The sequence below is a fragment of the Trinickia symbiotica genome (assembly GCF_003028655.1).
Lineage (GTDB): Bacteria > Pseudomonadota > Gammaproteobacteria > Burkholderiales > Burkholderiaceae > Trinickia > Trinickia symbiotica_A.
Window position 1 is genome coordinate 399,683 of record NZ_PYUC01000004.1, and the last position, 19,953, is coordinate 419,635.

Sequence of the window (19,953 nt, forward strand, 5' to 3'; positions counted from 1 at the left end):
CAGTGGTGGTCCGGCGATTCACAGAAAGCGGCGAACGGGGCGAAATTTCAAATGCTGTTCAAGCTGCGCGCGCGGACCTGAAAAGCGCCGCAGCCAGGTTTCGAGCTCGTATACGCCCCGCATGTAGTGGTAGCGGATACCCGGATTTGCGTTTGGGTCTTCCATCGCGGCGATGTACGCCATCAGTTGGCGACGAAACTCCGATTGATCGACGAGTCCCCATTCGTTTAGCAACATTGGGCGTGAAGCAAGGGAATAAAGCGAACCGGCACTATTGTGGAACATGCGGCGCGCCATTGACGCATAGCTGGTCTTGTGCGTCTTTTGGGTGATCGCCTCGGGCAGCTCTCGGCGATAAGCGAGACGGGCAAGCATTTTGGCGCTCGCGTAGGGGTTGCGCCGGTCCAGGTTGAAGTAGTCGTGATGGACATGCGGTGGACAGGTTAGCGCGAATTGGATCACCCTCGGATCGAGGAATGGATGCGAGTGGATGCACTGGACGTTTATTGCGTCAAAGTACGATGCGCGCGGAAACAACATGCTATGCATGTAGTGGTGGGCAGCATAGGCGAATCGCATCGCTCGACCTCGACCTTGACCGGGTGCCGGCGCCGAGGCCTCGGTGTTTGCCTGGGCGATGGGCCGCTTGAGATAGCCGGGCAACCGCGCTACACGCTGTTGTCGCGTCTCGCAAACCAATGCGCAGCGGCCAAGCGATGGCAAAAACGAGCCGAGCACGCCGCGCAAGTACGCGGTCGATCCGAACCGCATGCCTAGTCGATTTGTCAGGTAGCGATGAAGGCCTGCGATTCCCTCGCTTTGACGAACGCCATCAAAAATCCAGTCATGCATTCCTTCGCCAAGCACGATGTCTCCGCCTTCTCCCGTCATGACAAGTGAGACGTGGCGCCGCTCGAATTCGGCGGCAAAGGCTTCTGCGACCAGTGGGTTCGCTGATGAATTGGGGCCATCGACGAATGGAGACGGGTCGTCCAGCGCGGGAAGACGCAAAGCTCCATCGGCGTGGATTATCGTGTGTGGAAGGCTGTGGGTGCCGAAGAGTGAGGCGAGCAGTTTTTCGTCATGGCTCATCACGAGGTCGGGGTCTCTGAATGCCATACTGACACTAAAAGGAGCATTGATACCCGAAGAAAGGCAAGCGCCGAGTACGGTACTCGAATCGATACCGCCGCTCAGTAAAAGCCCGCCGGCGCCGGCTGAAATGCGATCACGCACCGACCGTTCAAATACATCCTTGAACGCTTCGACACATTCGTCGCGTTTTGGGGCGATGCTTGCTAGTCGGGGCCAAGGGAACCGTTCACGAGGAACTATCTTGTGCGTCAGCCCATCAAGTGCGATGGTGAGGACGCTGTCGGGTTCAACTTTTCGAATATCGGCAAAGAATGTCTTCCCGCGCGGGAATTCGTTCTCGTCTACCATCACCGCAGACGTGAGAAAGTAGCTGCATGCCGAGCGTTCAATCCGCAAAGCAACATCAGGTGACAGAAGGACTAGCCGAAGGTCATTGCTGACAGTCCATTGCCCGTCGGGTGCACGATGGTAATAGATCGGATGCGTTGCGTAATGATCTGAGACGATGCTGGCGACCGTCGTGCCAATGGTGGCATAGCTGAATTCGCCGATGACTGATGCCGCGAGCGGATCGATGGTGAGCTCATCATCGTGCAGCCAGGAGCATAGGCGATCGTGTCGCGTATCTCGTAACCAGCCACTGTAGACGGTGTTGCTACCAAATGTCTCCGGGTGCAGTCCGTTTGCGCCACTTCCTGGGACCAGTCTGACGTCAAGTTGCAGCAGTAGCGCGTGAGGAAGATCTTTGCGTCGGAATCGGAGCACGTCGATGTCCTCGACAGCCGCGAGCAGGCGCTCCACATAACGAGTAGCCTGATCGGGTTCATGATTTAACAGCAGCGTCCAAAGTCGCACGTTTTTCCATCCATGATTGAATTGCGTTTTCGGGGCGAAGCCGCTTGATTACTTTGAATTCGTTGATACCAATTCGCCCCGGCGTAATGATTTGTTTGCGGTTCACTCCGCTAAGCTCTACCCATGCATGGCCGATCATCTTTTGGTCTTGTTTCTTAACTCCTATGATGATTTCTGAGTCGACTCCGAAGACAAGAGATATAAGTTGAACGACTATGCTCGCTGAATAACATGAGGCGTAACTCCATTCTTTCCCGTCGAGTTCGTAAATGAAATCGCAGATCCTGGTCAAGTAATGATGATCGATTGTTTTTGGCGAAGCTGGAAAATTTCCTAGAACCGCCCCTGGGAAGACGTTCTTGCAGATGGTGAGATAGGCATCGTCGATTGCTCGCTCGAGTAGGAGGGCGCGGACCAAACCGTGTAACAGAAGAATGTGCCGTTGCTCAGAGTTCACGCAGCACCCCGAGTTCAAGCAACGCCTTGACCGCTTCATGGATCAGTGCGCTATCAGTGGGCATTATCTCGCGGGAATTGCGGATGAGTTGCTCGACTTCTTTTGCCGTTGCGCTGCCGTTGATTTCGGCCAGCGTGTCGAAGACGAGTCTCGCAGCACCGTGAATTCCGAAATACTCTTGCTTCGTTGCGCTGAAAACTATCAGTTCGTCATCGAGCACAAAGTAGTCCGTTGTATCGATTGATAATGTGGTATCCGCGGTTTCCATATTTTTCCTCTTTTGTGATTGCGACCTTGTAACTGCCGCAGGGAAAGCTCATCGCTCGCCCTGCGTGCTCCGTTATATCACCTTACATACCCTTTGCGCCGCGGCCCAACCAACCATCACCCGGGACTGACTTCTTTGACAAAATCACGGCGAGAAACTTTCCATATGAGACGATCTTGGATGGTTGAATGAATGCGTTGACCATTTTTGCTCCTCAAAAATGAATGGGTTGTGCCGTGCTTTTCGAATCAATTGACGAAATACGAATAACAAGGCAGACGAAGTATGCTTATATTGAAAATGAAAGAGAACGCGCAAAGCTAGAATGGCTGCACTACGGAAAAATGGAACCGCGCGAAAACGCTCATTGAAAGTCGACGAGCGAGGCTGGACGACGCGGAGGGCGGGGGCGATTGGTTTGCTAATTAGTCGACAAAGTGCTCCCGTCCGAGCGACGATGCCTCTTCGCGGGTTGGCGTGCGAAAAGGCTGCCAGTGATGAGGCTTTGTGGGCCTTGAACGCCGCAATGTGCATTCTGACGGTGCGCGCTATCGATGTGCGCCCCGTTTTGGGGCGAGGCTGTCTGCACTACCGCACGATAAACCGCTGCCGGAGCCGCCCTGGCTAACGGTTTTGACGCTAGGCATGCGACTTGCGTCTCGCCCGCCCAACTGCTCCGTAAGGGCGGCGACAGCTCGACCAGGTGCTGCGGCGGGGCGCTTCTCGGCCCGTGCCTGGTCCCGATAACGAATGGATAGCGGCCATGACGACTCAAGCTTTCTTCAGCGAGATGTTCGAGCGCAGTGCCGCCGGCACCGCGGGCGTTTCGCCAGCGACCTTTCTCGATGTGGGCGACCCGCGCACGCATTACCGCGAGTTCATCGCCTGGATGCGCGCGCAAAGCGAGCAGCAGATCAGCAACAAGCGTGCGGAGGCGGACCTCAACTTCCGCCGTGTCGGCATTACGTTCGCGGTCTATGGCGCCAAGGACGAAACCGGCATCGGCACGGAGCGCACGATCCCGTTCGACGTAATCCCGCGCATCTTCCCCGCGCAAGAATGGGCCGCGCTCGAGCGCGGCCTGCGTCAGCGAGTGAACGCGCTGAACCGTTTCATCCACGACATCTATCACGACAAGGCGATCGTGCGCGCCGGCATCATCCCGGCTGAGCAGATCGTCGGCAACGGGCAATATCGGCCGCAGATGGAAGGCGTGGAGGTGACGCGCGACGTCTACGCGCATGTCGCCGGCATCGACATCGTGCGGGCGGGCGTCGGCGAGTTCTACGTATTGGAGGACAATCTGCGCGTGCCGTCGGGCGTCTCCTATATGCTCGAGAACCGCAAGATGATGATGCGGCTCTTCCCCGATCTCTTCGCGCGCAACCGTGTCGCCCCCGTCGCGCACTATCCCGACCTGTTGCTCGATACGCTGCGCGCCGCGGCGCCCGAGGGCGTCGACGATCCGACGGTCGTCGTGCTGACGCCCGGCATGTACAACTCGGCCTATTTCGAGCACGCCTTTCTTGCGCAGCAGATGGGCGTCGAGCTCGTCGAGGGCAAGGACCTCTTCGTCGAGGACGGCTACGTCTATATGCGCACCACGCAGGGCCCGCAGCGCATCGATGTCGTTTATCGGCGCGTCGACGACGATTTTCTCGACCCCGAAGTGTTCCGGGCTGATTCGGTGCTCGGCGCGGCGGGACTGCTCGCCGCCTATCGCGCCGGCAACGTGACGCTCGCGAACGCGGTCGGCACCGGTGTCGCCGACGACAAGTCGATTTACCCGTACGTCCCCGACATGGTCCGCTTCTATCTGGGCGAGGAGCCGATCCTCAACAACGTGCCGACATGGATGTGCCGCAAGCCGCAGGATCTGAGCTACGTGCTCGATCATCTGTCCGAGCTCGTGGTGAAGGAAACGCATGGCGCGGGCGGCTACGGGATGCTGATCGGGCCGGCGTCGACGAGGGCCGAAATCGAAGCGTTCCGCTCAGTGCTGATCGCGCACCCCGATAAGTACATTGCGCAACCGACGCTCGCGCTTTCGACCTGCCCGACCTACGTCGAAGCGGGCATCGCGCCGCGCCATATCGATCTGCGCCCGTTCGTGCTGTCGGGCAGCGAGGTGCGCATGGTTCCCGGAGGCTTGACGCGCGTCGCGCTGCGAGAAGGCTCGCTCGTCGTCAATTCGTCGCAAGGAGGCGGTACAAAGGATACCTGGGTGCTCGAGCAATAACGCCTGCGTCGCCGCATCCGTCCCGCATCGCGGGGCTTCCTGCGGACGTTGGCCGTTCAACACCGTTCTGGACTGGAGACATTATGCTCAGCCGCACCGCCGACCATCTCTTCTGGATGGCTCGCTACACCGAGCGCGCCGAGAACACGGCTCGCATGCTCGATGCCAACTATCAGATGTCGCTGCTGCCGCAGTCGGAAGAGTACGCGGCGCTCGGCTGGCGCGCCATGCTGTCGATCTCCGAGCTTGCCGGCATCTACTGCGCCGCGCATCCTACACTCGCAAGCCGCGAAGTCATCGAGTTCATGACGAGCGACCGCGACAATCTCTCGTCGATCATCAACTGCCTGCGCGCCGCCCGCGAAAACGCACGCGCCGTGCGCGGCTCGATCACGACGGAGCTCTGGGAGACGCTCAACACCACGTGGCTCGATGCGCAGCGTATGCTCGCCGACGGCGTGCTCGTGCGCGATCCGTGCGAGTTCCTCGAATGGGTGAAGTTCCGCTCGCATCTCTCGCGCGGCGTGCAGCTCGGCACCATGGTGAAGGACGAAGCGTTCTACTTCATGCGCCTCGGCACGTTCCTCGAGCGCGCCGACAATACGGCGCGCATTCTCGACGTCAAGTTCGAAATGCTCGAGCAGCACGGCGGCGGCAACGCGCAGCCGCTCGCGCAGTCGCTCGATTATTACCATTGGGCGGCGCTGCTGCGCTCGGTCTCGGGCTTCGAGGTCTACCGCAAGGTCTATCGCGACGTCATCACGCCCGAGCGCATCGCGGACCTCCTGATCCTCTTTGCCGACTGGCCGCGCTCGCTCGCCGCGAGCCTCGAGGAAGTGCGGCAGATCCTCGCGCGCGTGCGCAACGCGCGCAGCGCGCAGGCCGAAGCGATGGCGATCAAGCTGCACGAGCATGTGTGCGCCTCTCGCATCGGCGACATTTTGCGCGGCGGTCTTCATGCGTGGCTGACGGACTTTCTCGCACGCGTGAACGAGCTCGCGAGCCGCGTGAGCGGCGACCTGCTCGTGCCGCTCGCGCCCGAGCCCGATGCCGTGCCCGCGCCGACGCACGAGGCGTGACGGCCTTGCTAACGTCCTGAGCGCATTTCCCTTTCCTCACCGCACCGAGGTTCCTTCGTGTCGATCCGCGTCGCGTTAAACCATGTCACGCAGTACCGCTATGACCGGCTCGTGGCCCTCGGGCCGCAAATCGTCCGCCTGCGTCCGGCGCCGCACTGCCGCACGCCGATCCTCTCCTACTCGATGCGCGTCGAGCCGGCCGATCACTTCGTCAACTGGCAGCAAGACGCCTTCGCGAACTATCAGGCGCGGCTCGTTTTTCCCGAACCGACGCGCGAATTCAGTGTGACCGTCGACCTCGTCGCCGAGATGTCGGTCTACAACCCGTTCGACTTCTTTCTGGAGCCGTATGCGGAGCAGTTCCCGTTTGCCTATCCACCGGAGCTCGAGGGCGAACTCGCGCCGTACCTCGTGCGCACGGCCGAGGCGACGCCGCGCTTTGCCGCGTTCATCGACAGCATCTCGCGCACGCCGCGCAAGACGATCGATTTCCTCGTCGAGCTCAACCAACGCCTCGCGCACGAGATCGGCTATCTGATCCGCATGGAGCCCGGCGTGCAGACGCCCGAGGAAACGCTCGAGAAGGCGTCGGGCTCGTGCCGCGACACGGGCTGGCTCCTCGTTCAGACGCTGCGGCAGCTCGGCTTTGCGGCCCGCTTCGTCTCGGGCTATCTGCTGCAGCTTGCGCCCGATGAGAAAGCGATCGACGGTCCGAGCGGCGCCGAAGCGGACTTCACGGACTTGCATGCCTGGTGCGAGGTCTACTTGCCGGGCGCCGGCTGGATCGGGCTCGATCCGACATCGGGGCTGCTGGCCGGCGAGGGGCACATCCCCGTCGCCTGCACGCCGCAGCCCGGCAGCGCCGCGCCGATCTCGGGCGCGCTCGACGAGTGCGAGGTCGAATTCACGCATTCGATGTCGATCGAGCGGATGCTCGAAACGCCGCGCGTGACCAAGCCTTATACCGACGCCCAATGGGCCGCTGTCGAGCTCATGGGCTGGCAGGTCGATGCCGATCTTTCGTCGATGGATGTCCGGCTCACGATGGGCGGCGAGCCGACCTTTGTTTGCGTGCGCGACCGCGACGCGGCGGAATGGAATACGGACGCCCTTGGGCCGACGAAGCGCGGCTACGCGGTCGCGCTCATGGAAAAGCTGCGCGCGCGCTACGGCGCGAACGGCTTCTTGCACGTGGGGCAGGGCAAGTGGTATCCGGGCGAGCAGTTGCCGCGCTGGGCGCTCTCGCTGTTCTGGCGCGCCGACGGCGAGCCGTGCTGGCACGATCCGGCGCGCTTCGCGGACGAACGCGAGCCGATGCAATACACGTCCGAGCATGCCGAGCACTTCATCCGCCACCTCGCGGGGAAGCTTGCGCTCGACGAGAAACACGTCCAGGCCGGTTACGAGGACGTCTGGTACTACCTCTGGCGCGAACGACGTCTGCCCGTCAACGTCGATCCGTTCGATTCGCGGCTCGACGACGAGCTCGAAAGAGTGCGGTTGCGCCGCGTCTTCGATGCGGGATTGCCGGCCGTGACGGGCTATGCGCTGCCCCTTGCGCGCGAGCGTGACACGCCGGGCGCGACGCCCCCCGTCGGCGGCCCACGCTGGGTGACCGGCCCCTGGTTTTTCCGCGACGAGCGGATGTATCTGATTCCCGGCGATTCGCCGATGGGCTACCGTCTGCCGCTCGACTCGCTGCCGTGGGTCTCCGAAGCCGACTATCCGTGGCTGCATGAACACGATCCGTTCGCACCGCCGGCTCCGTTGCGCCGCGCCGCGCAGTTGCGCACGCAGTATGCGGGGCAGGCAGGGATCGACGATGCGGGTGGCCCAGGCGGCGCAGACGGAAAAGCAGGCGGCGGAGAAGGCGATGCGCAGTCGCGTCGCGCGATAGACACCGGCGCGGCGAGCAATGAGAGCCGCGCCGTCGAGGGCCGCATGCCGCTGCGCGGAGAATCGGCTTCATGGGTCCGGCGCACGGCGCTCGTTGTCGAAGCGCGCGCGACGGCGCGCGCGGCCGGCCCGCAGGTGGAGGCGGCCGAGGACGGTCGCGGTAGCCGCGCGCTCTACGTTTTCATGCCGCCGCTCGCCGTGCTCGACGATTACCTCGATCTACTCGCCGCCGTGGAGGCGACGGCGGCCGACCTGCGGATGCAAATCGTCGTCGAAGGCTATCCGCCGCCGCGCGATGCGCGACTCCAAATGTTGCAGGTCACGCCCGATCCCGGTGTCATCGAAGTCAACATCCATCCGGCTTCGAGCTGGGGCCAACTCGTCGATCACACGGAGTTTCTCTACGAAGCCGCGCGCGAGTCCTATCTCGGGCCCGAGAAATTCATGCTCGACGGCCGCCATACGGGCACGGGCGGCGGCAACCACATGGTGCTCGGCGCCGCGACGCCGGCCGACAGCCCGTTTCTGCGCCGCCCCGATCTGCTTGCGAGCCTCATTGCCTATTGGCACAACCACCCGTCGCTGTCATACCTGTTTTCGGGGCTTTTCATCGGGCCGACGAGTCAGGCGCCGCGCGTCGACGAGGCGCGTAACGATCAGGTGTACGAGCTCGAGATTGCCTTTCGAGAAATCCAGCGCCAAGTCGACTTGCTCGCGTCGAACGGGGGCTTTCCGCGCGAGGAAGCCGGACGGGTGCCGCCATGGCTCATCGACCGGACGTTGCGCAACATTCTGATCGACGTGACGGGCAACACGCATCGCGCGGAGTTCTGCATCGACAAGCTCTACTCGCCCGACGGCCCGGCCGGCCGCCTCGGTCTCCTCGAGTTGCGCGGCTTCGAGATGCCGCCGCACGCGCGCATGAGTCTCGTCCAGCAATTGCTGTTGCGCGCGCTCGTCGCGCGCTTCTGGCGCGCCCCCTACACGACGCGGCTCACGCGCTGGGGCACGGAGCTGCACGATCGATTCATGCTCGGCACGTTCGTGCGAATGGACTTCGACGATGTGCTCGCCGATATGAACGCGGCAGGCTACGCATTCGATCCCGCCTGGTTCGAGCCGCACTTCGAGTTCCGCTTTCCGCTCGTCGGCGAGCTTCAAGCGGACGGCATCGCGCTGACGTTGCGTCATGCGCTCGAGCCCTGGCACGTGATGGGCGAAGAAGGGGCCATCGGCGGCACCGTCCGCTACGTCGACTCGTCGCTCGAGCGCATCGAGGTGCGCGCGCTCGGCTTGAACGACAACCGCCACGTCGTGACGGTCAACGGCGTGCCGCTGCCCATGCAGCCGACCGGCCGCGCGAGCGAGTATGTGGCCGGCGTGCGGTTTCGCGCATGGCAGCAGGCATCTTCGTTGCATCCTACGATCGGTGCGCACGCGCCGCTGACGTTCGACATCGTCGACACCTGGTCTTGCCGCGCCGTGGCCGGATGCCAGTATCATGTCGCCCATCCGGGCGGTCGCAATTACCAGACGTTTCCCGTCAACGCTTACGAAGCGCAGAGCCGGCGGCGCGCACGTTTTTTCACGATCGGTCACACGCCCGGGCCGGTGGTCGTGAGGGCGCGCGAGCGCAGCCTCGAGTTGCCGTTCACACTCGATCTGCGACGCGCGAGTGCTGATTGACGGAGCGGCGTCTCCATAAAGAACGACCTTGCCTTTTCAATCGACTTTGCCGTTCGATGCCGCAGCTGAGACGAGCGATTCAGCCGAAGTGCTCGCCTCGTTGCGCGACGTGCCCGCGCGCGCGGGCCACTGGGATGAGCTGCGCAACGCGACGGGTTCGATTCGCGAGCCCTGGCGGCGCTTCTTCGGCCTGCTCGGCGAGGAGGGCGCGGCGGGCCTCGAGCAGGCGGCCGCGTCGATCGCCGGGCAAATCCGCGATAACGACATCACTTACAACGTCTATGCCGACAACGGCGAGCCGCGTCCCTGGGCGCTCGATATGCTGCCGCTCATCGTCGACGAGGCGGAGTGGGCGACGATCGAGCGCGGCGTGGCGCAGCGCGCGCAGCTTCTCGAAGCGGTCGTGGCGGACGCCTACGGTGGCCAGACGCTGCTCGCGCGCGGCCTGATCCCGCCCGCGCTCGTCTTCGGTCATCCCGGCTATCTGCGGCCGCTCAGAGGCTATGTGCCGCCCGGCGGGCGCTATCTGCAGATCGTCGCCGTCGATCTCGCGCGAGCGCCGAACGGCGAATGGACGGTCACCGGACATCGGACGCAGGCGCCATCGGGCCTCGGCTATGCGCTCGAGAACCGGCTCATCGTCGCAGGGCTTTTCGCCGAGCCGTTCCGCTCCTTGCGCGTGAGGCGGCTCGCGCCGTCGTACTCGCAGCTGATCGCGACGCTCGCGAAATCGGCGCGGGCCACGATGACGCTCGACGAGCGCCGCGAGCGCGGCGATTCACCTCATATCGCACTGCTGAGCCCCGGCCCCTTCAGCGAGACCTATTTCGAGCATGTCTTTCTCGCGCGATACCTCGGGCTTACGCTCGTCGAAGGCACGGACCTCACCGTGCGCGGCGACAAGCTCTATCTGAAGACGCTCGCCGGGCTCGAGCGTGTGCACGGGATGCTGCGCCGGCTCGACGACAGCTTTTGCGATCCGGTCGAGCTGCGCGCCGATTCGACGATCGGCGTGCCGGGCCTGTTGCAGGTCATGCGCGCCGGCAATGTGGTCGTCTCGAACTCGCCGGGCGCGGGTTTTCTCGAATCGGCAGCGCTGCATGGCTTTCTGCCCGGCATCGCCGACGCGCTCTTCGGCGAAGCCCTTGTGCTGCCCGGTATCGCGACATGGTGGTGCGGTGAAGAAACCGTGCGCGAGCAAGCCTTCGCGCAACTCTCCGAGGCGTGGCTCGCACCGGCATGGACGGGCGTGCCGCATCCCTCTTCGTCCGACATGCCGCCCGGGCTTGCCGCGGGGCCGCAGCGCCTCGACGAATGGCGCGAGCGCATCGAAGAGCGGCCCGATGCGTTCGCGATCCAGGCACCCTTGCCCTATTCGTGCGCGCCGCGCTATCAGGACGGCACGCTCACGCGTCGTCCCTGCACGCTGCGCGCCTATGCGATCGCCGGCGAGAATGGCGGCTGGCATGTATTCCCCGGCGGCTTCACGCGCCTTGCCGACGAGCGGCAGTTGAGCGTCTCGATGCAGTCGGGCGGTAGCAGCGTCGACACATGGGTGCTCTCGAGCCAGCCCGGTTCGTCGTTTTCGTTGTTGCCTTCGCCGATGAGCCCGCGCGATCTTGCGCGCGGCCACCGCCATCGCACCGTCTCGAGCCGCGCCGCGGAGAATCTCTTCTGGGCCGGCCGCTATAGCGAGCGCGCCGAGAACAGCGTGCGCCTCGCGCGGCTCATTTTGGGCTCGCTCGAAAGCCACGACTCCGACGAGATGCTGCCGACGCTCGCCGAGCTCGCGCGCCGCTTCGAGCTCATTGCGAGCGGCGACGGCGATGCTTGCAAGACGCGCCATGCATTCGAGCGCGCGCTCGTCGCGAGCTTGCACGAGCATTCGGGCATCGCGAGCGTCGGTAACGTGCTGGCGAGCCAGGCGCGCGCGAGCGGTGAAATTCGTGCGCGTCTGTCGAACGATCACTGGCGTGCGATCCTCGCCGCGCGCAACGATTTCCGCGATGCGCTCCTTGCGCTGTCGCTCGTGCCGGCCGCCGTGCACGGCGCGCCGTCGCCGCAGGCTCGAGGCGATTCGCCACGACATGATCGCTACGATAGCTACGATCGCGTCGCACTGATGAACGCGCTGGAGGTGCTTGCGATGCAGCTCTCGGCGATCAGCGGCGCGCAGGGCGATCGCATGGTACGCGACGAGGCATGGCGGCTGCTGTTCGCGGGGCGTCACATCGAGCGCGTCATCGCGATGACGACGTTTCTGCACGTCGTGACTGACGCGGGCACGCTTGCGACGCCGGCCGGCTTCGATCTGTTGCTGCAACTCTTCGACAGCACGCTCACCTATCGCTCGCTCTATCCGGGGCGGCTCGAGGTGCCGGCGCTCGTCGATCTCATCGTCGTCGATCCGACCAATCCGCGCGGCCTTTACGGTGTCTACGAGCGATTGCGCAAGAAGCTCGACGAGATCGCCGCGGCCGCGGGCGCTGCCAATCGGCGGCCCTTCGGAGAGTCGATGCCGCCTGTCGAATCGCTGCCGTCGCTCGAAGCGCTCTGCACGCTCGATGAGGCGGGGCGCTACGCGGCGCTGCTCGCGCTATGCGATCAACTGGCCGCGCATGTTGCCGCGGCGTCCAACGAGGTCAGCGCGCGCTACTTCATCCATGCCGAAGGCGCGCTTGCTTCACAGGTGTCGTCATGAGCGATGGAGTCACGCTTTGCGTTTCGCACGCGACGACCTATCACTATTCGACGCCCGTCGAAACGGCCCGTCATCTTGCGACGATCAGGCCGCTCGATTGCCCCTGGCAGCGCGTCGTGACGCACGAGGAGACGATCGAGCCGGCGCCCGCCTATAGCACCTCGCGCGTCGATGCATTCGGCAATGAACTGCTCTACTTCATATTCGATACACCGCACGAGAGTCTGCGCTTGACGAGCGAGACGACCGTCGTCCTCACGCCGCGCTGGCGCGATCTCGATCCCGATGCAGCGCCTGCCTGGGAAGACGTCGCCGACGCGTTGCGGTTTCGCGCGGGTGGCGCTTATCTGCCCGAGACCGAATTTCGCTTTGCGTCGCCCAACATCGCGCTCGAACCCGAGTTGCGCGCCTACGCGCTGCCAAGCTTCGCGCACGGCACGCCGCTCGCCGCGGCCGCAATCGACCTGATGCACCGGATCCATGCCGATTTCGAGTACAAGCCGCAGGCCACGACATTCGATACGCCCGCGATGCGTGCATTCGATTTGCGGCATGGCGTCTGTCAGGACTTCGCGCAGGTGATGATCGGGTGCTTGCGTTCGATTGGATTGAGCGCGCGTTACGTGAGCGGATACCTGCGCACGTTGCCGCCGTCAGACGAGCCGCGACTCGTGGGTGCCGATGCGTCGCATGCGTGGGTGTCGGTGTTTTGCCCGGGCACGGGCTGGATCGACCTCGATCCGACCAACGACGTGCTCGCCGATCTCAATCATGTGACGCTGGCGCGAGGTCGCGACTATAGCGACGTGTCGCTGCTGCGCGGAATCATCCTCGGCGGAGGCGAGCACAGCGTCGACGTCGCCGTGAGCGTCGCCGCGGGTTGAAAGCGAAAGAGCGCCACGGCGCGTAGCCTTACCAGGGCGTGTGATAGACCTGCTGTGCCGCGCCCTTCGCGCCGCCGAACGGGTCGCTATAGAGCGACTTCGCGGCCTGTTGCGCCGTATCGGGCGGTGCGGCGCCGGGGGCGCCCTTGCCACCCGCGACAGCCACGTTGCCCGCGCCGGCGCCGCCAGCGGCGCCTACTCCACCCGCATCGGCCGCCGCGCCTCCAGCGCCCGCCGCGCGTCCGAGCTGTCGCCGTCCGCCCGGCGGCAACGGGTCGTAACCCTTCGCACCCTGATCGGTCGCGCCGTTCGGCACGCGCTCGGCTTTCATCAGATCTGATTCGCCGGTCTCGCCTGCGTCGTATTGCGAACGATAGGGGTCGCGATAGGCGCCGGGGCCTCCGAGGAGTGCATCTTCCTTGCTAATCCCACGCAAGGGCTCATTCACGGCGCGCGCGGTCGCGCGATCGTTCCCCGCGGCGGCATTCGCGCCCGCGGCTTGCTGCTGGGCTTGTTGAGCGGCGACGGGCGCGGCCGCGGCAAGCGCGAGCGCGACGCAGGCGGCGCGCGCGACGTGCGTCAGCGCAACGGCTCTGCGAGGCTCGTGCCCGCGGGCAGGCCTTGTCGGGAATGACCCAATCGGGAATGACCGGATGGGCACTGACTCAATGTCGAATGACGATCGTGCACATAGTGGTAATGACACAGATGGACTCCTTGAGCGGCTCGACTGTCGTTCGTTCATCGTCGCGCGCGTCCCACGCCCGGCGCCGCCAAAACACCGCCCGAACCCGCCATTGGTGCGGACGCCTACAAAGCTCGATAGACGGCCCAGCCAATAATGAGTTTCGTCGGTGATAAGAAAAAACATCGCAAACATACGAGGGAATCCGAGGGTAATTGGCGATGGAAAGCCATATCGAGCAGGAAAGGGTAGTTGGCGCGCAAGCGCGAGAAGACGATTTCGAGCGGCGTCAGTGGTCCGGACGAAAGACCGGCCGCGTCGTCGATCTCTCGCGGGCCGGCAAGGGCAACTACGTCGCGAGGCGCGGCGTGTTGATCGAGGCGCTCTGGTTCCTCGTCGAGGCCTGCATCATCAACAACAAACTCGTGCCCAGCTCGGCGCTGCGGGTGGCGCTGTTGCGCCTCTTTGGCGCGCGGATCGGCACGGGTTGCCGATTCGTGCACCCGCTGCGTGTCAAGGCACCGTGGAATCTGGAAGTGGGGAATCACTGCTGGTTCGGAGTCGACGTATGGATATATAACCAAGCGCCCATCCGCATCGGGTCGCATGTATGCATCTCGCAAGGCACGTTCCTTACTGCCGGCTCGCACGATATGAGCACGACGATGGATCTGCGCGTAGCGCCGATCGTCATTGAAGACGGGGTGTGGATCACCTCCAAATGCGTCGTACAAATGGGCGTCACCATCGGCCGCTCGGCCGTCGTCACGCCGCTCTCCGTCGTGCATCGATCGCTCGCGCCGGAAGGCGTTTATGGCGGCAATCCCTGCCGATTCCTGCGCAAGCGCTTCAACTCCTGATGTTTCGCCGCATGCGAAGCGGAAAGCTCTTTGCTCTGATCGTATGCGTAGCGCGCGGCGCTCGCGGCGCGCAGTGCGCGTTGGCAGCAAGCTGCGCCATGTTGGCCGATACCCACGGCTCACGCGAACGAAGATCACAAGAAACAAGGGGAATACCATGTTTATCGACACACGTACCGTCGATGAGGGGCACCAGGTAGAGACGACGGTTTGTATCATCGGCGCTGGCGTAGCGGGGATCACGCTCGCGCTCGAATTGAACCGCATGGGCATCGACACCTGTCTGCTCGAAAGCGGCGGGTACAAACCCGATGACGAAACCCGAGACCTTTATCGCGGCGAGAATGTCGGGCTGCCCTACACCTTCGCCGACGGCAGCCGCAGCCGCTATCTCGGCGGCAGCAGCAACTGCTGGGGCGGCTGGTGCCGTCCGCTCGACCCTTGGGACTTCGAGAAGCGTGACTGGGTGCCTCACAGCGGCTGGCCCTTCGGGCTCGACGAGCTCGCGCCATACTATGCGCGTACGCATGCGCTGCTGAAGCTCGGGCCGAATACGTTCGACCCGGCGTTCTGGGAAGGGGCGATCAACCGCCCCGACGTGCGCCGCATCCCCTTCGTGACCGGCAACGTGCGCGATACGATCGCGCAGTTCAGCCCGCCCGCGCGTTTCGGCAAGCTCTATCGCAAGGATCTCGAGCGATCGCCGTTCGTGCGTGTGTTCCTCCATGCGAATGCGGTCAACATCGAGACGAATCTCGACGGGGCACGTGTCGCGCGCATTGATGCGGCGACCCTCACGGGCCGCCGCCTGACTTTTGTCGCCAAGCACTACGTGTTGGCCGCGGGCGGCATCGAAAACGCGCGGCTTCTTCTCGCCTCGAATCGCACGCAGCCGGCCGGGCTCGGCAACGGACACGATATCGTCGGCCGCTTCTTCATGGATCACCCGCGCATCATGTCGGCGAGCGTGCGCTTCTCCGACGAGTGGGCGCGCAACAAGCTCTACGACATCAAGTTCCACTATCAGAACGCGGCTGTTTCCGCGCACGGCACGCCGATTTCCTCGCAGTTCGCGCTCACGCCCGAGGTACTGACGCGCGAGCGGCTGCTCAACGCGCGCGTCTGGTTCTTCTCGCTCTTTTACGGCGAGGGCAGTGCCGGTGCCGAGGCGCTGATCCGCTGCAAGCAGGCGCTGCTGAAGAAGGAGCAACCAGGCTGGAAGCTGGCTGACGATCTCGAGACAATGGCCGCGCACCCGGTCGACACGGCCGGCTTTTTGATGACGCGATTATTGCAGCCGCGCTCGCTGATCACCGACGTCAGGCTGCAAGCGATCGTCGAGGCCGCGCCCAACCCCGACAGCCGCGTGACGCTCGGCACGGAGCGCGATGCGCTGGGCATGCCGCGCGTGAGAGTCGCGTGGCTACTCGACGAACTCGTGCAGCGCACATTCGACCGCACGTTCGAGCTCGTCGCCGAAGAGCTGCGTGCCGGCGGCGTGGCCGAGGTCAAGCTCGACGAGCCGCTCCAGGGGCGCGAATGGCCGTCGGGGCTCGAGGGTACCTGGCATCACATGGGCACGACGCGTATGCACGATTCGCCGCGCGAAGGCGTGGTCGACAGACACTGCGCCGTGCACGGCGTGGCCAACCTCCATATCGCGGGAAGCTCGGTGTTCCCAAGCGTTGGCGCGAACTTTCCGACGATCACGATCACCGCACTCGCGCTTCGTTTGGCCGAGCGCCTCGCGAACCTGCTCGGCAAGCCCGATGCCGTCGCGGCGAACGATGCTCGGATCGGCATGGGGGCGGGTTTGTCTTCGTCGGTCGATACGCTGCCGTTTGCCGCGGCGACGCTTTCGCATGTTGCGAAGGAGTGAGACGTCTCCACGGTCTTTGAATGTTAAGCAGCAAAGGCGTGGGGCCAAGACGCTTGTCGTGCCGTGAGGGTATAGGTCTCTCGGCACATGTCCGATCGCGAAAGCTAAGGGTAGCGGGCATGGCGCGCTACGCCTTGCCCAGAATTCGTACCACCCTCATTGCTCGAGAATCGGCTTCGCGCGTGATCGCATCGTCGAAGATGCGCGTCTCTTCAATTGACGCCAAAGCGTCCATCTTTCGGATCAGCTCGTCGCAGGTTCGCGCGACGCGGTCGCTGAGGTAGCGATCGATGGCAGGATTCCGATGAGACCGCTCGGTTGGTTCGAGGATGATGACGGGAATCCCGGCGAACGCCGCTTCAATCATTACCGATGTCGGCAAGCCGATCGCTATGTCGACTTCTTTGAGAATCTGTTTGGTCGGCAGACTGTCCGATATGCAAACTTCCATTGCCGGATGAATCGGGTCCGCATGTAGGCTTGCAATCCATTCCTTCCATGGCTCGATCCGCTCGCGCGGATGAGGCTTAATTAACAGTTTGATTCGGGGGCGAGCGGCTAGCTGACGAACCAAATCATTGGCCGCCGCAATGCCGTGAGTCGACTCACTATCTACCAAGGGCGTCGAGAAAAATCCAATCGTGGGGCAAGACTTGATCGCTCGTGTACGCCTTTCGCGGCGAAGATCGGCCGTGATCGCCTGCAAGTGCGGATGGCCGACGACGTCGATTCTCGACGGGGATACCTTGCATGTTCGAACGACGGTCCGCTTGATGTGAAGATCCACTGCCCCGAAACGCTCGGGCAATGCTCGGCGACGATCCGCGCCGAGAAAGCGATCGCGAATCTTTACCCAGCCGTCTATGATCGCGAGCGTCGGAACGCGGGCGCGCTTTGCTTCGCTCCAAACAATGTGCTCGAATCGTGAGCCGATGCTTGTTCCCGTGACGATCACGTCTGGTCGATGCTTCTCGATAAGCGCATGGATTTGTATGCGAAATGTCTTTGGATTTGCTTTGAATGGATTGAGCCCGCTTGTCTCCCACAAGTCAAAAGACGGCCCCATCGCAATCAGAAAGCATCGATTCACACTTGTTCCGGCTTTGTCTATGAGTGGCAATAAAGCGTTGCCGCCGCCAAGATCGTTAGCAAAAAAGAGCATTCGCATGGGTTTTCTATTCGATTGCAAAAACGTTCGCGTTGTTATCGAAACTTTATACTCTTTTCCGCGCGAGGAGGCCGGCGACGGACCAACATGCCTCTTGCTGATCGCAAGCGACCTCGAAGCGAACCGCCCCAGAGCGTGCGTCAGTCCGATTTTTTCGCGCGATGCCCGACCGAGAGTTCGGACGAACTAATGTAGCGACTCGCGCTGGCAATGCAGCGCAAACGGCGCCTTCAGGCATCAATTAGTCAGCAAGCCGGCCTGCCGAGGCTTGCCGCAACCGCTACATATCCCTATCCGATGATCGACGACGACCAGCTACTGCACTACTACGAACGCGAGCTCGCGCTGCTCCGCCGCAGCTTACAGAATTTCGCCGAACAGTATCCGAGAGCCGCGGCGCGCCTGTCGATAAGCGGCGGACAGTCGGAAGATCCACACGTCGAGCGGATGATGCAGTCGTTCGCGTTCCTGGCCGCGCGTATCAGCGCAAGGATTGACGACGACTACCCCGAGCTCGCGGAACTGCTGTTGAGCATCATCTATCCGCAGTACCTGCGGCCGTTTCCCTCGTGCTCGATTGCGCAGTTCGACATCGCCGGCATGTTCGAGAACCGGATGCAGCCGGTCACCGTTCCGCGTGGGACCGAACTATTGACGAAGGCGGGCAAGTGCTATTTCAGCACGGTCTATGACGTCGTGCTCGCACCGCTCGGCATTACGGAGGCGCGGTACTTGCCGATGCCGAGCGCACCGTCCGGCGTAACGCTGCCCCCGGATACGAGCGGTATGCTATCGATCGCATTCAGCGCGGCCGTGCGCGCCGGGCAACCCAATATGACGTTGCCGTCCACTGTCCGCATGCATCTTGCGGGCTCGCGCGAAGTCGTGACGTCCCTCATGGACACCATGTTGTTGCGCACGGCTGTGGCCTATGTGGAGGACAGTGCCGGACACTGGAAACGGCTCGAGACCGTGCCTATCGCGGCTGCGGGGTTTGGTGCGCACGACGGGCTCGTCCACGCTGATCGAACGAGTAGTTCGTTTCAATTGCTGACCGAGTATTTCGCGTTCCCGGAGCGCTTCGACTTCATCGATGTCGACTTCGCGTCGCTGCGTCGCGCCGCCGGCGACGGAGGAAACGTCACGCTGCATCTGGCCGTACGGGCCGTTCACCCGGACTCTTGGAATGCGCATCGCCTGATGCAGGTATCCCCGAGGCATTTCAAGCTCTTCTGTACACCAGTCGTGAATTTGTTCGCCGAGGCGAACGTGCCCCTTACGCGCGAGCCGAAGACGGGCGTATGGCCGATCAATGTCAAGCGCAACGATAGTGCGCCCGCTGAGGCTTGGTCCATCGACGCAGTGCGCACCGCAGATGGAAAGGAGGCCCGTCCGTTGACGTCGTTGATCGGCGGCTCGGCTGGGCTGAACGACCCACGGTGGATATTCATTGCGCGTAATGCCGAGCGGTGGCTTCGCGGCGCGAGCCCGGCCGCGCTCGACCTCGTCGGAGCCGATGGCAAGTCGATGGCAACGGACGTCGGCCAGTTGACCGTCGATGTCACCTGTTCGAACGGCGATCTGCCGCATTCGCTGCCGGTGGGCGCGCCAGAGGGCGACCTGCAGATGGAGCGCGATGCCGTCGCGGAAAAGATTACGCTGCTGCATGTGCCCACGTCCGTGGGCAAACTGCCTCGGACCGATGGCTCGCTTTGGCGGCTCATTTCAATGCAAGTGCCGCAGCCGGTGAGACTCAACCCGAAAGGACTCGACGAACTGAAGGAGATGTTCCGTCAGTTCGCAAGCCTCTCGCGAATGCAGGGCAAGCAGATCGACGGCGTCACGCATCTTGCCCGGCGATCCGTGATGCAGTGGTTGGTGATGCAGCCACAGCCGGGGTTCGTTCGCGGGATCGAAATCACCCTGACGATCAGCGATCAAGCGTTCGCAGCGCACAGCATCGCCGTTTTCGCCGGCGTAATGGAGCGGTTTTTTACGCCCTATGCGCCGGAATACAGCTTTGTACAGTTAGTGCTGATTTCCGGGCAATACGGGATCGAACTTTGGCGCGGCAAGCCGCTGATGGGGGCGACACCGATTCTTTGAATATTGCCGCTGCGGAGGGAAACGTTTACCTTCGAGATTTTTATAAGAATTTTCCGGATTAGATAGGCTGACACTTCTGATAGGTTTTGGTCGTG

General features: G+C 63.0%; 14 protein-coding genes. 8 read left to right on the plus strand and 6 right to left on the minus strand.

The genetic code is table 11. From position 1 onward, the window contains the following. Positions 1-18 precede the first annotated feature (18 nt). The 4 genes from C9I57_RS10225 to C9I57_RS33810 form a co-directional block, all read right to left on the minus strand. Positions 19-1,950 (minus strand): asparagine synthase-related protein, encoded by a 1,932-nt coding sequence (locus C9I57_RS10225; protein WP_146166195.1) that lies wholly within the window; start codon positions 1,948-1,950, stop codon positions 19-21. Beyond that, positions 1,919-2,407: a lasso peptide biosynthesis protein gene (locus C9I57_RS10230; protein WP_181321788.1), complete on the minus strand. Its 489-nt coding sequence runs from the start codon at positions 2,405-2,407 to the stop codon at positions 1,919-1,921. The genes C9I57_RS10225 and C9I57_RS10230 overlap by 32 nt, the downstream gene beginning before the upstream one ends. Continuing rightward, positions 2,397-2,675, minus strand: a complete 279-nt coding sequence (locus tag C9I57_RS10235) for a hypothetical protein (RefSeq protein ID WP_107150496.1) — start codon at positions 2,673-2,675, stop codon at positions 2,397-2,399. Before C9I57_RS10235 ends, C9I57_RS10230 begins: the two co-directional genes overlap by 11 nt. A gap of 82 nt (positions 2,676-2,757) precedes the next feature. Further along, positions 2,758-2,880, minus strand: coding sequence for a lariocidin family lasso peptide (locus C9I57_RS33810; RefSeq protein WP_440130188.1), 123 nt, complete (start codon positions 2,878-2,880; stop codon positions 2,758-2,760). A 558-nt stretch (positions 2,881-3,438) separates the two neighbouring features. Here C9I57_RS33810 and C9I57_RS10240 point away from each other — a divergent pair. The 5 genes from C9I57_RS10240 (at position 3,439) to C9I57_RS10260 (ending at position 13,160) form a co-directional block, all read left to right on the plus strand. Then, positions 3,439-4,914 carry a circularly permuted type 2 ATP-grasp protein gene (locus C9I57_RS10240; protein WP_107150497.1) on the plus strand — a complete coding sequence of 492 codons (1,476 nt, stop codon included), beginning with the start codon at positions 3,439-3,441 and terminating at the stop codon, positions 4,912-4,914. Between the two features lie 83 nt (positions 4,915-4,997). Further along, entirely contained in the window at positions 4,998-5,993 is a 996-nt protein-coding gene (locus C9I57_RS10245; protein WP_107150498.1) for an alpha-E domain-containing protein, read from the plus strand. 57 nt (positions 5,994-6,050) lie between these two features. After that, entirely contained in the window at positions 6,051-9,575 is a 3,525-nt protein-coding gene (locus C9I57_RS10250) for a transglutaminase family protein (protein ID WP_107150499.1), read from the plus strand. Between the two features lie 28 nt (positions 9,576-9,603). Beyond that, the gene (locus C9I57_RS10255; RefSeq protein ID WP_107150500.1) at positions 9,604-12,276 is read left to right on the plus strand and encodes a circularly permuted type 2 ATP-grasp protein; all 2,673 of its coding nucleotides are present in this window, start codon (positions 9,604-9,606) and stop codon (positions 12,274-12,276) included. Then, positions 12,273-13,160, plus strand: a complete 888-nt coding sequence (locus tag C9I57_RS10260; protein WP_107150501.1) for a transglutaminase family protein — start codon at positions 12,273-12,275, stop codon at positions 13,158-13,160. The genes C9I57_RS10255 and C9I57_RS10260 overlap by 4 nt, the downstream gene beginning before the upstream one ends. Before the next feature lie 28 nt (positions 13,161-13,188). Here C9I57_RS10260 and C9I57_RS32710 read toward each other — a convergent pair whose 3' ends face one another. Further along, complete coding sequence (locus C9I57_RS32710) at positions 13,189-13,866, minus strand: hypothetical protein (protein ID WP_181321789.1); 678 nt, start codon at positions 13,864-13,866, stop codon at positions 13,189-13,191. Positions 13,867-14,066: 200 nt separating this feature from the next. Here C9I57_RS32710 and C9I57_RS10275 point away from each other — a divergent pair, with 200 nt between their 5' ends. Both C9I57_RS10275 and C9I57_RS10280 read left to right on the plus strand, forming a co-directional pair. Then, positions 14,067-14,705, plus strand: coding sequence for a putative colanic acid biosynthesis acetyltransferase (locus C9I57_RS10275; RefSeq protein ID WP_107150503.1), 639 nt, complete (start codon positions 14,067-14,069; stop codon positions 14,703-14,705). 157 nt (positions 14,706-14,862) lie between these two features. Next, a complete protein-coding gene (locus tag C9I57_RS10280; protein WP_107150504.1) occupies positions 14,863-16,584 on the plus strand; it encodes an FAD-dependent oxidoreductase in 1,722 nt (573 codons plus the stop codon). A 127-nt stretch (positions 16,585-16,711) separates the two neighbouring features. On the opposite strand, the gene C9I57_RS10285 is transcribed toward C9I57_RS10280, so the two are convergent. Beyond that, positions 16,712-17,752: a hypothetical protein gene (locus C9I57_RS10285; protein ID WP_107150505.1), complete on the minus strand. Its 1,041-nt coding sequence runs from the start codon at positions 17,750-17,752 to the stop codon at positions 16,712-16,714. Between the two features lie 210 nt (positions 17,753-17,962). On the opposite strand from C9I57_RS10285, the gene tssF reads away from it, so the two are divergent. Next, positions 17,963-19,858, plus strand: a complete 1,896-nt coding sequence (gene tssF, locus C9I57_RS10290; protein WP_107150506.1) for a type VI secretion system baseplate subunit TssF — start codon at positions 17,963-17,965, stop codon at positions 19,856-19,858. Positions 19,859-19,953 lie beyond the last annotated feature (95 nt).

Bases quoted from the DNA above. Each gene is read 5' to 3' on its own strand.
- C9I57_RS10235 (WP_107150496.1), bottom strand. From the start codon at position 2,675: ATGGAAACCGCGGATACCACATTATCAATCGATACAACGGACTACTTT.
- C9I57_RS33810 (WP_440130188.1), bottom strand. From the start codon at position 2,880: ATGGTCAACGCATTCATTCAACCATCCAAGATCGTCTCATATGGAAAG.
- C9I57_RS10240 (WP_107150497.1), top strand. From the start codon at position 3,439: ATGACGACTCAAGCTTTCTTCAGCGAGATGTTCGAGCGCAGTGCCGCC.
- C9I57_RS10245 (WP_107150498.1), top strand. From the start codon at position 4,998: ATGCTCAGCCGCACCGCCGACCATCTCTTCTGGATGGCTCGCTACACC.
- C9I57_RS10260 (WP_107150501.1), top strand. From the start codon at position 12,273: ATGAGCGATGGAGTCACGCTTTGCGTTTCGCACGCGACGACCTATCAC.
- C9I57_RS10275 (WP_107150503.1), top strand. From the start codon at position 14,067: ATGGAAAGCCATATCGAGCAGGAAAGGGTAGTTGGCGCGCAAGCGCGA.
- C9I57_RS10280 (WP_107150504.1), top strand. From the start codon at position 14,863: ATGTTTATCGACACACGTACCGTCGATGAGGGGCACCAGGTAGAGACG.
- C9I57_RS10285 (WP_107150505.1), bottom strand. From the start codon at position 17,752: ATGCGAATGCTCTTTTTTGCTAACGATCTTGGCGGCGGCAACGCTTTA.
- tssF (WP_107150506.1), top strand. From the start codon at position 17,963: ATGCAGCGCAAACGGCGCCTTCAGGCATCAATTAGTCAGCAAGCCGGC.